Source organism: Shewanella sp. SR1 (assembly GCF_020447145.1).
Taxonomy (GTDB): domain Bacteria; phylum Pseudomonadota; class Gammaproteobacteria; order Enterobacterales; family Shewanellaceae; genus Shewanella; species Shewanella baltica.
In genome coordinates, this window is record NZ_JAJAEF010000008.1 from 120,924 (window position 1) to 135,268 (window position 14,345).

Consider the following 14,345-nt stretch of genomic DNA (forward strand, 5'->3'; position numbering starts at 1 on the left):
TATCTCACGAATAAAAACCGACTGCACAATGCTGCGTGAATAGTCATTTCCACAGAATGTTATAACTAAAATTTAGGCGAGTAGTGCGCTAGTTTTTTACAAGATAAACAGCTCCAATAATGAAGAAACCTATAGGTAACTCAGTATTAAGCGGTAAAAAGTTGCCAAAAAATGTGATAAAAAAAACAAAGCCAACTATTTCTTATTATGCCTGCTGTAACGCTTGAATCACCCGTTTAGATAGTAATTGATATTCTTTGGCAGATTCGGGGCTAATATTAGAGTCTTGAAGATGAACAGCCTCATTTCGTAAACGCCTTAAACTTTCGAGGATTGTTATAGTTCCCTTACCCAAAGCATTGTAATCAAGATTGTGCATCTTGATGTCTTGAATTCTGAATGGCTTTTTAGGATCGACTTCAATTCCATGCCTCAGGGCAAATTTATGTAATTCTTTTTCTACACTAAGCCAAGACTCTATAACTGCACCTCTCGGAGACAATAAAGCTAATTCACTACTGCCATAATCAAAGCTATCACTTTTCGGTAACCCAACAGTTTGAGATGCAACTATTGCAGTATCTTTTAGCTCTTTTCCAAAGTCTATTTCTGTATCTTTATGCTTGAGTTTTCGTATGTTATTTAGCGTTTTACCAATATCTGCTTTTAGCATAAATACTAAAATACAGATTGATACTGGCCATGCTAAATTTTCCACGAGTTTACTAATCAGTGTAAATGTATCCATATGGCCTCTGTAGGCATAATATTTGAAGAGTGTGCATGCTCATTAATGTTACTAAAACAGTAAAAACGCGCGAAATTAACTAGCAGCTTTCATTCAATAAAAATTTTCATTGAATGTATTATCTCGCAAAATGCATTTGCTCGGGCTCCCAATCCTACTATATAAATCTGACGACTTGTAATAATTTGATTTTATATCAGATTAAACTCATCAAAGTGAGATAACGTACACAAATGTTGGAATGAGAACTATCTTAATCAGGTTGATACTTGTACGACCATATAAAGTCCATTCTTATATTCTGCTCTGAGAGCAGTCGCTGATAGCAGAGCATTTATGGGAAGATGTTGGGTAATGAGGTCAGAATATTGTTGAACAATTTTTTTGCTAACTCGACATGGGGACAGAGTTTTTTAAGACAAACTCCGATACTGAGAACTTATCTAGAATTGGCATTGTTGCACCAGTGACCTTCTAAACCATGTTTTAGAAGAGCTCTCATAGATGCTTCTTTTAAAAGAAATAGCCGGCGAGTCACTGGGGAAACAATGACAATAAATGCTGCACATCTGACGATACAATTACCTTGCTTTGGGACAGTAGCGTTTAGCTGAAGGAACAGCGAGAGGGTTAGTTAAGATTAGCATTGTTGCACCAGTGACTTTCTAAAACATGGATGATTAAAGCAGCGACCATCAACGGATAGTCGCTGCTTTACATCTCACTCATAGGGATAGGGAAGGGAAATGAGACTAGTCTGCTTTGATGACGGCTTGTTTTAGTATTTCTTGGTCATTTTTAAACACCACTAGCTCGCCTGGAGGGCTATCGCTGGTGCCTAAGACGGTGACATAACAATGATACTGGTATGGGCCGCTGCGAAATTGGAATGAATGATTCCCACCGCTACCATCGAATACGAGTTTGCCTTTATTCAGCACTAGATCTGGCTTTTCGCTCAATGACTTACCCTTTGCCCAAGCGGCATAACGGTATTGATCATTCCCCATATTATCGACACGAATCGTAAACTTAGCGGTTTCCCAAGTTAATTCTGGGCTCACAAACTCACTCACGCTCGGGTGTAATCCCGTTTTTTGCTTAGCGATCAGCTCAGCTTTCAATTTTGCCTCTGCGGGTGTTTGGTAGTTAATGGCTATAATCTTGCCATCTAAATCCAGCCACACTTCACCGCTGCCGAGCATAATGCCCCGCCACCCCATAATCTGCCAATCAGCGTCGACCTTAGAATTGGCAATCTGCTCAAGCAGTTGTGAATCGAATACTTGGTTGAAACGTACAACCATTTCCTGAGTATTTTGAATCGCTGGGATCGGATATTCACGTCCGAGGGGATAATCCACTCGTTTGGTAATCGCCTCGGGATCATTCACCTTGGCCGCATCGATGAGCCCTTGCACCAGAGGAATATATTCCTTTGGCAAAGCCTCATCGGCCGCATGCACTTTGGCATTTAAACCCATAGCACCAAATATCAAGGCGGCATAACACGCGAATTGCATTAGTTTAGATTGGCTGAAAACTGCTAATTTTATTGCCTTTAGTGGTGAGGCGAGTGACATCTTTATCCCTTACATCCAAACGTCTCTACTGAGACCAAAGGCCAAGAGTAACATAAATGCACAGGACTAAAACCTAAGCTGATTGACGCTACGCCTGACTAAGCCGTCAGCAACAGGTTAGCGTAAATCGCCAGCGCGACTGACATAAAGATGACTCCAATAATTGCATCGATAATCGGTGTCAGTCGCTGCAATTTAAGTTGCACCTGCGCCTTAGATAACATCACAGCCCAAAAGCCAAACCATGCCAGCGACAGCGATAACAACAAGACAGCGGAGGCAATTTTAGTACTAGTGGTAACGCTTGGGGTAATCAAGGCCGAAAACAGCGTTAAGAAAAACACCAATGCTTTGGGATTCAATAGATTGGTATAAAGCCCAGTCAAAAAACCTTGCTTCTGTGACATAGCGCCACCTAAGCCACCAGCAATAGACGCAGTGCCTTCAACGTCAGCAGAAAGAGCATCAACATTTGTCCCAGCATTTGTACTGGCACTCGCTTTACGTTTAGCCAGTATCGCAAGACCTGCACGCAGGGCACCAAACCCCATCCAAGCTAAGTAAGACGCACCCACAATTTGCACTAATAGATACAGAGTGTGTGAACTCTTAATAAGCAGACTCACGCCAGTCAGACTTAAAATCGTGTGGGCTAAAATGGCTATTGAAATCCCCACGGCTGCGGCAATCGCCGTGCTTCTGGACTGCTGAGTCGCAATCTTCACCATAATAGCGAAATCGGGTCCGGGGCTGATCAAGGCAACCGAGTGGATCACGGCCAAGGTGAGTAATAAAGACAAATCCATAGAGATGCGGCTCCGCAAAAAAGGTGATAAACGATAACTGAGGCTGTCAGTATGGCCATTTATCGCAGGGCTGAATTGTAATAAATTGCACGATTCTGCTTTATTCGAATTAGTGTTTTTGAACCAGTGACTTTAGAGGCAACCGTTTTCGAAATAACGGTTTTAAGTAACTGCTTTAAAAGCTGCAATCTTCAACTCTACAGCAATCGTCGAAAGACGGGGGAAACTAGAGCATACGTCGCTGAAATTGCACTGGCGATAATAGGAATGCCTGCTTAAAGGCTTTATTTAAATGGCTCTGGTCAAAAAATCCGAATTGCTGCGCCACATCCGCCACTAGAGCGCCATGACTTAAGGATTTTTTCGCTAACTCTAAACGCACCCGCTTGAGATAAGCATGGGGTGTCATCCCTGTTGCCTGTTTAAATTGCCGTAAAAACTGAAACTTACTTAAGCTCACTTCATTGGCTAAGGTTTCAAGCTGAGTATTATGCCAAGGCTCATCGTGAATTCGCTGCTTCACTAAGCTCACCTGCAACTTAGATAACCCCTGCGGTTGATTCAGTTTAGAGATGCAAGATGAAACGCCGCTTGGGTAACGCTCCAGCAGCAGATGAATAAAGTTCAGTAGGTGAGACTCGCCCGCGAGCGCACTGCATTGGCCTTCGATTAATAGTTCGTGTAGCTGAATAAAATATTGATAAAGCGTTGGGTCATCCACCATAGGCGCGCTGAAAAAGTGCTCCTTCAACCCCAGTTCTTGGCTGACTTCATTCATGTATTCCACGGGGATAGACATGACTTTCACCCGATAACCGTCGGCATCGCGGCTCTGGCCATCGTGGGTTTCGTCGGGATTTAGGGTCGATAGACTGTGCTGACCGAGTTGATAACTGCTGCCCTTATTCACAAACTGCTGCGCACCTTGGGTGACCACACCTAAGTGGTAATCCAGATGCACATGTTTATCAAAGCTGAAATGAGTGAATTCCGCCTGACTCAGTTCTATGCCTGATAAGCTGGGATGACGCCAATAGTTAATGTTTTCAACGGGTTTTGCTGTACTCATCGCTCGCGGCTATTACCTATTACATCAGTTGCAAAACTGGGAGAACTCAAATCCACTAGGGTTCATTCTAGCCTTCATCGTCAGCGCGGCAATAGTAAATTATTGCAGCCATATCGTTTGATGAAATGTGCGCATAGATTAGCGCATTAACTAGCGCATTAACTAGCGCATTAACTAGCGCATGAATGGGCATTTACATTAGCGCCGAATAAAAGCAAAAACGCCCAACTCTGTGGGCGCTTATACATACGGACTGGCTTACGTTATAAGTTCTACTCAGCGCTAAGCTCGTCAGTATCACTTACACTTAATATCGATTAAATCGATTAATGCGAATGGCTGCCGTGTCCGCCTTGGGCTTCAATCGATTGGCCTTCGCTGTTGTAAAAACCGCTGCCGCCATGTTCAATAAAGCCTTGGTTGATCATCTTAGCGATAAAAGGATCAGACTCACTGTCGCCGACATCGGCAAAATCAATATCTTGATAATCTTGGGTTAATACCACAAACGCATCGCTATCAAATGGCTCTACGCCCACCAGCTTGTACGCTAGATTCGGTTGAGATTGACCTAAGATAAACTCAGCGGGCAGGCCGATGGCATCAATCCAAACAAGCTCACTCTCTAAACCGTTAACCTTACCTTCAAAGCCTTGAGTCGCAAAACACGCCTCTTGCTTAGCTTGTGTCTTGGCCATGTGTGTCGGCAATGCTGGCGATACTACATGGTACAACTGGTCGCGATCGTGTTGAATGTTGAGTGCGCGCAAATCACCTTTGCGGTAAGTCACAGAACGTTTTTCAGCGGGGAAATAACGCACGTACTCGCCATTGCTCGACCATTCTTCAAATGTTGATCCATCACGCTGAATAATAAAGTCTTGTCCATTACGGATGAGGGTCATTTGCCATTGCTGGCCCTTGCCATTGGTCACTTGATATTGAGCCTTTAAATGCTCGGCTTGTAGCGTTGGACACTGAGTCTCTTGCTCTGCCATAGCAACACTTGGCAAAACTAAGCTGGATAACATTAGAGCCAATAGACGGTTTTTCATTAGACTTCTCACTTACTGAACAGGGTAAACACTTAAGCTTTTGTAAACGCTTTGGTATGTTAAATCGTTAGGCTAAAGGCCGATGGATGACGTATGCCACCCATCGGCACTGCTTTTACTTAGCTATTTCTTACTGCACTATTTCTTACTTCACTATGCAGAGACTAAGCAGGACTTACTTAACGGCAGCCGCTTCAGCTTTAGCCACTAAATTTGCCGCGCGGTTCATCACGTGGAAAATGTGGTTCTGCTCAACCGTACCTTGGATAAGATCCGAACTTGGGCCGCGGGCGAAAATCGCCACGTCTTCCCCAGCATGGGTCTCATCGCTTAATGGCACTAGGGCTTCTTGATGGAATCCGGCACTTTGGGTATCAACAAAGTTCAAGTCCTTACGGCCTGCGTCCACTGGGAAGTTGTAACGCTCATCGCCACCTGTTGCTAATGACGCATAGCCCATGCCGTTAGCGTAACCGACGGTGGTATATGGCAAACCGTTAGCATCGGTAGAGTTAGTCACTTCAGCAACGCCGTTGGCGTCGTTCGACTTCACTAAACCTAGGATAGGGTTACCGCGAGTTGGATAACCTGCAATGGTGAACACATGGCTGTGATCCGCAGTGACCATTAACAAGGTATCGTTCGCCGAGGTTTTTTCCATCGCCACACGCACCGCTTCAGACAATGCCACTGTGTCATACAGCGCACGCGCTGCATTACCCGCATGGTGAGCATGGTCGATACGGCCAGCTTCAACAATCAGCACGAAGCCTTTTGAGTTTTTCTTCAGAATATCAATCGACTTAGCCGTCATTTCCGCCAGTGATGGCTCGCCAGTCACGCCGGCTTCTTTACGATCGTAGTCGTATTCCATGTGCGATGAGTTGAATAGGCCAAGCAAATGATCTGTGCTTGCTGCATCCACACTGAGGAAACCGTCTCTGTCTTGCACGTAAGCGGCGTTAGTGTATTTGCTCATCCACTCAGCTGTGAGATCGCGACCATCGTTACGCTTACCGGCTTTACCTTCTGGATCAACGGTCGTCTTAGGAATAAAGGCGCGGCGACCGCCACCCATCATCACGTTAAGACCGCTGCCGTAGTTAAAGTCGAGCATTTGCGCGGCGATATCTTTACAGCCGTTAGTCACAGCTTCAGCTGGCAGGTTTGAATCGGCTTCCCAATCACGTTCTGGCACATGGGCGTAAGTCGCCGCAGGGGTTGCGTGGGTTAAACGCGCAGTCGTTACCACACCCGTTGCCATTCCCGCCATTGCAGCAAGCTCTAATGATGTCACAAGATTTTGATCTTTAGTCGAAGCACAGTTAGCACGTACTACGCCTTCAGCTTGTGAAATCACACCCACGTCAGTTTTTACACCTGTCATCATCGCCGACATAGTGCCTGCAGAATCCGGCGTTTGGCCGTCGACGTTATAGGTTTTAGAAAGACCCACATACGGCAGAGTTTCGAAAGATAACGAGTTTTCTTCACCCGTTTTACCTTTTAGCTGGCCTTCTAAAATACGTGCGGCAGTAATGGTTGATACACCCATACCGTCACCCACAAACAGGATCACGTTTTTAGCGGCGCCAACATCATTGTTAACCGTTAAGCCTTCGGCTTTGGTCACGCGAGCTTGTGCATCGACATACCACTGATTCACAGCAGTCCAATCTTTGCCATTGCTACCGTTAGACCCATTTGATCCATTGCTACCCGGTGTTCCCGCGGTACCGTTATCACCATCGCTACCGCATGCGGCTAAACCCAGCATGGCTGAAATCGCGACTACTAGTAATTTCTTATTCATTTTTTGCTCCAAAAGTGAGGACTCAGTAACTAATCCGTGATTAGTACTTAGTGCCGCCAAGCTGCTGCGCTTGGTTGATAATGTGGAAGATCACGTTCTGCTCAATCACGCCCTGAACCAGATTCGAACCTGGACCTCTGGCATGTAAGCTGATGTCTTCACCGGCGTGAGTCTCACTTTCCATTGGGATAAGCGCTTGTTGCATAAAATCTTTATCTTGCGTATCAACTGAGGTTAAGTCGTCACGCACACCCACCACAGCACCAGGGCCGTTGGTATAAGCCAGCGTGGTGTAAGGCTTGTTGTCATTCGCCGTCGCTAATGTGCCATCGACGTTATGCACTAAACCTAAGATAGGGTTACCGCGTTTTGGGTAACCTGCGATAGTGAACACATGGCTGTGATCCGCTGTTACCATGATCAAAGTATCGTCGCTGCTCGTCGCATCCATTGCCGCTTTGACTGCATTAGATAATTCAACCGCATCTGTCAGCGCTCGGCTCGCATTGCCCGCATGGTGACCATGGTCGATACGGCCAGATTCAACGATCAGCAAGTAGCCTTTGTCGTTCTTCTTCAAAATATCGAGGGATTTAGCGGTCATTTCAGTTAGTGATGGCTCACCACCTACGTCATCAGCGCGGTCTGCTTCGTATTCCATGTGTGATGGATTGAATAGGCCGAGTAAATGATCTGTGTTGGCAGCATCAATGGCGTCGAAGCCTTTTTTGTCCCACACGTAAGCAGATTTGCTGAAATTATCGACCCAAGCTTTGGTTAAGTCTTTGCCATCTTTACGTTTACCAGCTTTGTTCTCGCCATCTTTCACTGTTGTTGGTAGGAAGTAGCTACGGCCGCCACCTAATGCCACAGTTAACGAATTGGCTTCATCGCGCATCACCAATTGGCTTGCGATGTCGGTACAACCGTTCGCAACCGCTTCGGCAGGTAAGTTGAAATCGCCTTCCCAATCGCGCTCAGGGGTTTTGGCATAGGTTGCCGCTGGCGTGGCGTGCGTTAAACGCGCCGTAGTGACTATGCCTGTTGATAATCCTTTGGCATTAGCAAGGTCGACCAGAGAAACAAGTTCATTGCCTTTTGAAGACAAACAGTTACCACGTAAGCTGGTATCTGAAATAGAAATAATACCCGCCTTGGTTTTAACGCCTGTCGCCATGGCCGTCATAGTGCCCGCAGAATCTGGCGTTTGTTGGTTAGTGTTATAGGTTTTCACTAACGCCGTGTGGGGGAACTGTTCGAAACTTAAGAAGTTTTCTTCGCCGCCTTGGTTGTCAGCTTTATCCTGCCCTTGCAGAATTCGGGCTGCCGTTAGCGTCGAAATACTCATGCCGTCACCGACAAATAAAATCACATTTTTAGCGGTTTTTTTAGTGTCGACTTGGGCTTTAGCCACCACGTTTGCCGCACTGTCTTTAAACCACTGGCTGTCTGTTTGTGTTGCTGGCAGGACTGCAGCATGGGCTACAACCGTCATTAAGCTGCAGGAGATAGCTGCAGCGATCCGTTTAATATTCATCACGTTCATCACCGATTTATTATTGAGTGTATGAGGGTATTCCCTGTAGAGGCGACCCGATTTTCAGGCATTTATGTGACGAATAGGCGTGATTTGGATGGCGGTTTTATTGCAGCTAAGTGTCAGATTTATTTCAACTAACAATATGCAAGACGTTAAGTTTGACCACCAGCACGGTGGCCAAACTTAGCAAAGGAAGGGTAATCTTAGAAATGGTAACTCACGCTCACTCTTACCATACGCGGCTCAACAGGATGATAATGCTGATCTTCTACCCCTTCGGCGGCTTCACTAAGTAAGCGTGATTCATAGAAATAATCTATGTCATGATCTTTACTATCGAACACATTGAGCAGCTCAAGCTTAGTGTCGAAGCTGCGGAACTCGTATCCTAGCGCAAGGTTAACTAATGTGGTCGCATCGGCCTTGTGATCATTAAAACTGTCGAGCACCCGCTCGCCAAGGTGGCGCACGCGTACACTCGAATACAGGCCATCGCCGTCGGGTCGATAGGTAATGCCCGCACTGGCAACAAAAGGAACCGCGCCATCGATATACTTGCCCTCTTCGAGTTCATTTTCAGTGAATCTCGCATTGGTCCAAGCCAACTCCATATCGATACTGATGGCATTATTCAGCCAATAATAAGCCGTTAATTCAGCACCATAACGTTCAGATGCGCGACTCGGTTCAGTGTTACCTGCATCGCCGACAAACACGAGTTCTGAGTCTAATTGCAGATACCAAAGCGCGGCGGAGAAATTGATAAAGTCCCTATCATAATATTTCACCCCAAATTCGCCGCCATTGGAGCGCACGAGCAGATCGACTTTCTCGACCTCATCGCCACTCACGGGATCGACGCTAATGGTCGCACCACGGGCATCGTTCGAATGTAGCCCTTGGCCTGCATTCACATATAACTCAAGATTATCGCTCCACAAATAGGAAGCGCCCGCCTTAAGACTGAACATACCATCGGACGCATCGCCACTGTTCAGTGGATTATCACTGTCGACCTGCACATCAAAATAGTCGTAACGCAGCCCAAGGTTGAAGCGCCATTGCTCTACGGGCAGCCACTCCACCTTGCCAAATATGCCGCTCGACAACTCTTGCACTTCATCAAGCCTGACCGTATTCAACCTTTGTCGCGCCTTAGTGTTATACAAACCCACAGCGCCAATATCGTCATAACGTACATCGCCGCCCACACTGTAATTCAGTTGAGTGCCGCCAAGGTAAGTCTGCCAGTCGCGTTTCAGATCGCCGCCCCAAAGCGTACGCTCATCGACTTGTTCAAACTCATCGCCATTAACGGGGTAGTTTAAGAAGTAGGTAAAATTAGAGAATAAATTCATGGTCGAGCGAATGGCATACACATTTCCCTGCCAATCGCCCGCATCGTAATTGGCTGACACGCTATAGCGGCTTGAATCACCGCCGACGTCTTTATCTAACGAGCCGTAAAAATCGATTAATCCAGAATCTACCGCTCGGGCGGGGATCTGATCCGCCGAATTCCAGCTGTTGTCGTAGGCCATCATAGTGACGCTCAAATCACCCTCACCGAGCCGAGTTAAATAACGCCCCACCAAACTGACTTTACTCACATCCTCATCAATATCAGTCCACGGACCATCATAGGCTTGTACTTCACCGCCAAGAATAAACCGCCCCATATCAGTGTTTAACTCCTGCGTCGCCACCAGCCGCTGGTAACCATATTCCCCCAAAGTCACACCTACTTGGTTGTGGGGCAATTGATCGGCAAGCAGCAATTGGGCGGCACCCGCGCCAGAAAAATCGGCCACCTCAGGATAATAAGCCCCTTTGGCATAACGGATCTCGCCGATAAGTTCTGGGATCAAAAAGTTAAGATCCGTATAACCCTGACCATGCCCATGGGTGCGCATATTCACCGGCATACCGTCGACGCGGGTATTAAAGTCAGTACCATGGTCCAAGTTAAAGCCGCGTAAGAAATACTGATTAGCCTTACCTGAACCACTGTGTTGAGTGACTATCATCCCAGGAACAAATTCGAGGATTTCGCCGGTTCGTAATAGTGGTCGACTCTCGATTTCTGCCGCGCCGACTATCCCTTCAGATGCTGAGGTGCTATGGCCTAAGGTATTAATCTGCCTGCCGCGCACTTCAAGACGTTCGATATTGTCTGTCGCCGCATCTGCCATAACCACGCAGGATAAACTACAGAGGGGTAATAACCATGCCATTGATATCCAAAGTTTTGATAAGCGCATTCCTGATAATTCACGTCCCGACTTCATCCTTTATTTCCTACTACAGGTGATAGATGACGCCGATTTAACGCCTAATTCACACGGAAAAAGCCGATCAAGCTCAAACTCTGATGAGTAAAAAACCAGCAAAATACCGGCAAATACTATTTCCATGTGCTGTATCGCACATTTTTAAAAGCAAAAGGACAAAATGTCCGCCAGCAGATCACATTTCAATATCCTATTGATGCGAGCTCATGGAAACGGATGATTAAACTTGAATAAAAATGAACCCATTTATCAGGCTAGCTATACTTTAGTTAACTCAACACGGCTAGGAACAGGTTATGCAGCGACGGAGCAATATGCGCATTTGGAGTGTGTTGATAGGCCTATTCTTTTGTCTCTCTGTTCATGCGACCAGTAAATCCACAGCAGAAACCACAGCGGCACTTGCTGATAAACCTATCATTACCATGGCGTTTTATGAGGACCCCAAACACAACTTCTACTTTAAATGGGCTGAGCTGATTTACACCCAAGCCTTTGAACGCTTAGGTTATGGCTTCTCCTATCAAGTTGTTCCCGCTGCCCGCGCCAGTATGATGGCGGACTCAGGAAAAGTGGATGGTGAGCCGGGGCGCGTATTTCGTTATGGCGAGAAGTTTACCAACCTCATTCGCATCGAGGAACCGGTTGTCGATACCCATTTAATTGCCTTCGCACACAATCCCAAAATCAAGATTACTAACTGGCAAGCACTGCAAAAGAGTCGATATAAGATCGAATACTATCGAGGCGTGTTCCTCGCAGAACAAAAGCTAAAGGGACTCATTCCAGAGGAGCGCCTGACGGAATCCTCATCCCCTGTGAGCTCTTTTCGTAAAATACTCCGCGACCGAATCGATATCTATATTGATACAGAGGCAAGCTCATTGGATCTATTACAAACCCCAGAGTTTCAAGGTAGTGAGATCATCGCGATTGCCACCCTAGAAGAACTCACTAGCTACGGTTACCTGAATAAACGTCACGCGGCACTCGCCGTAAATCTTGCTCGGGAGCTAAAACAGATGAAGCAAGAAGGCATATTTGAAACCTATAAACAGCAGGCGCGAAAATCGCTGAATGATGCAATGAATAATGGCGATACTCCACAATAACGCAATCGGCATAGCCAATCTTGTTTCAATTATTTCATTGACTTAATTTCAAAGCGTTTTAGTGTTATCTAAAGTATGTCGCTGACATATATGGCTTAACTGACAGTACATGACTTAATTGGCAATACATTAATTAACTGACAGTGCATTGCCCAACGAAGAGCCTGACCCACAACCAAGCGGTACTTTGATTTAGCATGTGGAACAATCAATCTAAGGAACAGATGAACAACAAAATAACCTCCAAAAATAGCAGGCAAATTGATTCACTCCTTCTCCCTAAGCTGCCCACTCTAGAGTGGCGCCACTGTATTGGTTGTGGAGCGTAAGGATGGGGACTCAGTTCGCGCGCACATTAGCTATTTTACGGCAACGAACTCGCTCAACGGTTGCTAAGGTTCTGTTGATCATCAGCATGTTTATCGGGATTTGCATCGCCCTCGTCGCCCTAGTGTATATTCAAGGCAATATATTTGATGGTGTACGCACCTATGTCCGCGGTGAAGGCTTGTGGGCCAAGGCGCAAAAAGATGCGGTACTTTATCTCACCCATTACTCTTACACCCAAAATGATGTGGACTTTCAGCGTTATCGTGCAGCGACGAGCGTCATGGAAGGTGATCATCAAGCCAGGCAAGCCCTACTCGCAATGCCAATCGATGAACAGGCCGCCAAACTGGGTTTTATTCAGGGCCTCAATGACGAACGGGATACCGACTCACTGATCTGGTTTTTCCGTCACTTTCAATCCAATTCCTATATGCGGCAAGCGATTCAGCTGTGGGGCTTAGCCGATCAACGCTTCGAGTTTGTAATGCAACTCGCCGAGAATATGCGTATTGAAATCAATCAACTGGGTGGCAGGCCCGAAATCCTCGCGCAATATCGCCAGCAATTGATTGATGCTAATGAAGAATTACTCAGCCTAGAAATTGAATTTTCAGCTGTGCTCAGTGAAGGCGCGCGCTGGGTCAAGCAAATGACCTGGTTAATTAGCCTTGGCGCCCTACTGCTGTTTATCAGTATTGGGATCTTCGCCAGTCGGCAGATCATTCGTAACATCGCCAAGTCTGAACGGCAGTTACTGATCAGTGAATCTCGCTTCACTAGCCTGAAAAACTCCGACACCATAGGGATTATTTCTTGGCAGCTCGATGGCACCCTCCATGATGCTAATGATCATTTCCTCAAGATGCTCAATTTTGACCGCGCGGATTTGACCTCAGGCTTAATCAACTGGCGCTCAATTACCCCACCAGAATATGAAACACGAGATGCCATTGCGATTGCAGAGTTAGAACAGTTTGGTCACTGCCAACAATATGAAAAACAACTTATCAGCAAGAGTGGTGCCTTAGTGCCTGTGATGTTAGCGGCCAGTTTTTTAAATGGCAGCAAATGTGAAGGCGTGGCCTACTTTATGGATCTCACCGCCAGTAAACAGGCCGAAGATAAACTCAGGCTCGCGGCAACCGTGTTTAATGCCAGCACCGACGGCATAATGATCACCGATCCCCTGCTGAGTATTATTTCTATCAATCAAGCCTTTACTCATATTACTGGCTTTACCCAGCAGGATTTGCACGGCGATGCCAACCACTTCCTCAATGACGGGCACAATAGTGATGACGCCCGCCAAGCCATGCTAAATCTGCTTCAACAGGGCGAGCAATGGCAGGGGGAATTACTCAAACAAGTTAAATCGGGCGACTTACTGCCGCTCAGTGTGCGCATCAATACAGTGCGCAATGAGCATGACCGTCTGACTCATTTTGTCATTGTGATTACCGACATTGCCGAACGTAAGGCAGAGGAAGAATATCTGCGTCATATCGCCCATCACGATGCCCTGACTAACCTGCCTAATCGTGTGTTATTCCACACTAAACTTGAACAAGCCATAGTGCACGCCCAAAGGTCTGATGATATTTTTGCAATCCTTTTCTTAGACTTAGATAACTTTAAGCCAGTGAATGACCAGTTTGGTCACGATGTGGGAGATAAACTATTACAGGAAGTCGCGAAACGGCTTTCCTCTGGGATTCGCCAAATGGATACCATCACTCGCCTCGGAGGCGATGAGTTTGTGATCCTGCTAGAACACCTTGCCAATACATATAGAATCGGCCAACTGATCCCTCAGATAAGCCAAGCTATTTGCGCGCCTTACACTATCAATGGTCATCAAATCCATATCGGTGTCAGCGTCGGTTTGGCGATTTATCCAGAAAACGGCACAGATGCAAAAAGCCTGATCAATCATGCTGATCAGGCCATGTATTCGATGAAAAAAACCAATAAGACTCACCTGCAAAGCCTAGGTTAAGC

Annotated in this window: 10 protein-coding genes; 2 read left to right on the top strand and 8 right to left on the bottom strand. The window is 46.3% G+C overall.

Annotated features, from left to right (window positions below; all coding sequences use genetic code 11):
- Positions 1–205: 205 nt before the first annotated feature.
- The 8 genes from KV201_RS09795 to KV201_RS09830 all read right to left on the bottom strand — a co-directional run bounded on the left by KV201_RS09795 (position 206) and on the right by KV201_RS09830 (position 10,848).
- Positions 206–748: a hypothetical protein gene (locus KV201_RS09795; RefSeq protein WP_226059189.1), complete on the bottom strand. Its 543-nt coding sequence runs from the start codon at positions 746–748 to the stop codon at positions 206–208.
- Positions 749–1,500: 752 nt separating this feature from the next.
- The gene (locus tag KV201_RS09800; protein ID WP_226059190.1) at positions 1,501–2,331 is read right to left on the bottom strand and encodes a hypothetical protein; all 831 of its coding nucleotides are present in this window, start codon (positions 2,329–2,331) and stop codon (positions 1,501–1,503) included.
- Positions 2,332–2,429: 98 nt separating this feature from the next.
- A complete protein-coding gene (locus KV201_RS09805) occupies positions 2,430–3,137 on the bottom strand; it encodes a LysE family translocator (RefSeq protein WP_226059191.1) in 708 nt (235 codons plus the stop codon).
- Between the two features lie 226 nt (positions 3,138–3,363).
- Positions 3,364–4,206: an AraC family transcriptional regulator gene (locus KV201_RS09810; RefSeq protein WP_226059192.1), complete on the bottom strand. Its 843-nt coding sequence runs from the start codon at positions 4,204–4,206 to the stop codon at positions 3,364–3,366.
- Between the two features lie 326 nt (positions 4,207–4,532).
- Complete coding sequence (locus KV201_RS09815; protein WP_107402650.1) at positions 4,533–5,261, bottom strand: hypothetical protein; 729 nt, start codon at positions 5,259–5,261, stop codon at positions 4,533–4,535.
- Positions 5,262–5,436: 175 nt separating this feature from the next.
- On the bottom strand, positions 5,437–7,074 hold the full coding sequence (locus tag KV201_RS09820; RefSeq protein ID WP_226059193.1) for an alkaline phosphatase: 1,638 nt from the start codon (positions 7,072–7,074) through the stop codon (positions 5,437–5,439).
- A gap of 40 nt (positions 7,075–7,114) precedes the next feature.
- Positions 7,115–8,611 (bottom strand): alkaline phosphatase, encoded by a 1,497-nt coding sequence (locus KV201_RS09825; protein WP_011847836.1) that lies wholly within the window; start codon positions 8,609–8,611, stop codon positions 7,115–7,117.
- A 206-nt stretch (positions 8,612–8,817) separates the two neighbouring features.
- Positions 8,818–10,848, bottom strand: coding sequence for a TonB-dependent receptor (locus tag KV201_RS09830; RefSeq protein ID WP_319000215.1), 2,031 nt, complete (start codon positions 10,846–10,848; stop codon positions 8,818–8,820).
- Between the two features lie 353 nt (positions 10,849–11,201).
- Here KV201_RS09830 and KV201_RS09835 point away from each other — a divergent pair, with 353 nt between their 5' ends.
- Positions 11,202–12,017, top strand: a complete 816-nt coding sequence (locus KV201_RS09835; RefSeq protein WP_226059195.1) for a hypothetical protein — start codon at positions 11,202–11,204, stop codon at positions 12,015–12,017.
- Positions 12,018–12,348: 331 nt separating this feature from the next.
- On the top strand, positions 12,349–14,343 hold the full coding sequence (locus tag KV201_RS09840) for a diguanylate cyclase (RefSeq protein ID WP_226059196.1): 1,995 nt from the start codon (positions 12,349–12,351) through the stop codon (positions 14,341–14,343).
- Positions 14,344–14,345: the final 2 nt, after the last annotated feature.

Excerpts from the sequence above, each read along its gene's own strand:
- KV201_RS09820 (WP_226059193.1), bottom strand. The coding sequence starts at position 7,074 with ATGAATAAGAAATTACTAGTAGTCGCGATTTCAGCCATGCTGGGTTTA.
- KV201_RS09830 (WP_319000215.1), bottom strand. The coding sequence starts at position 10,848 with ATGGCATGGTTATTACCCCTCTGTAGTTTATCCTGCGTGGTTATGGCA.
- KV201_RS09835 (WP_226059195.1), top strand. The coding sequence starts at position 11,202 with ATGCAGCGACGGAGCAATATGCGCATTTGGAGTGTGTTGATAGGCCTA.
- KV201_RS09825 (WP_011847836.1), bottom strand. The coding sequence starts at position 8,611 with ATGAATATTAAACGGATCGCTGCAGCTATCTCCTGCAGCTTAATGACG.
- KV201_RS09815 (WP_107402650.1), bottom strand. The coding sequence starts at position 5,261 with ATGAAAAACCGTCTATTGGCTCTAATGTTATCCAGCTTAGTTTTGCCA.
- KV201_RS09810 (WP_226059192.1), bottom strand. The coding sequence starts at position 4,206 with ATGAGTACAGCAAAACCCGTTGAAAACATTAACTATTGGCGTCATCCC.
- KV201_RS09805 (WP_226059191.1), bottom strand. The coding sequence starts at position 3,137 with ATGGATTTGTCTTTATTACTCACCTTGGCCGTGATCCACTCGGTTGCC.
- KV201_RS09840 (WP_226059196.1), top strand. The coding sequence starts at position 12,349 with ATGGGGACTCAGTTCGCGCGCACATTAGCTATTTTACGGCAACGAACT.
- KV201_RS09800 (WP_226059190.1), bottom strand. The coding sequence starts at position 2,331 with ATGTCACTCGCCTCACCACTAAAGGCAATAAAATTAGCAGTTTTCAGC.
- KV201_RS09795 (WP_226059189.1), bottom strand. The coding sequence starts at position 748 with ATGGATACATTTACACTGATTAGTAAACTCGTGGAAAATTTAGCATGG.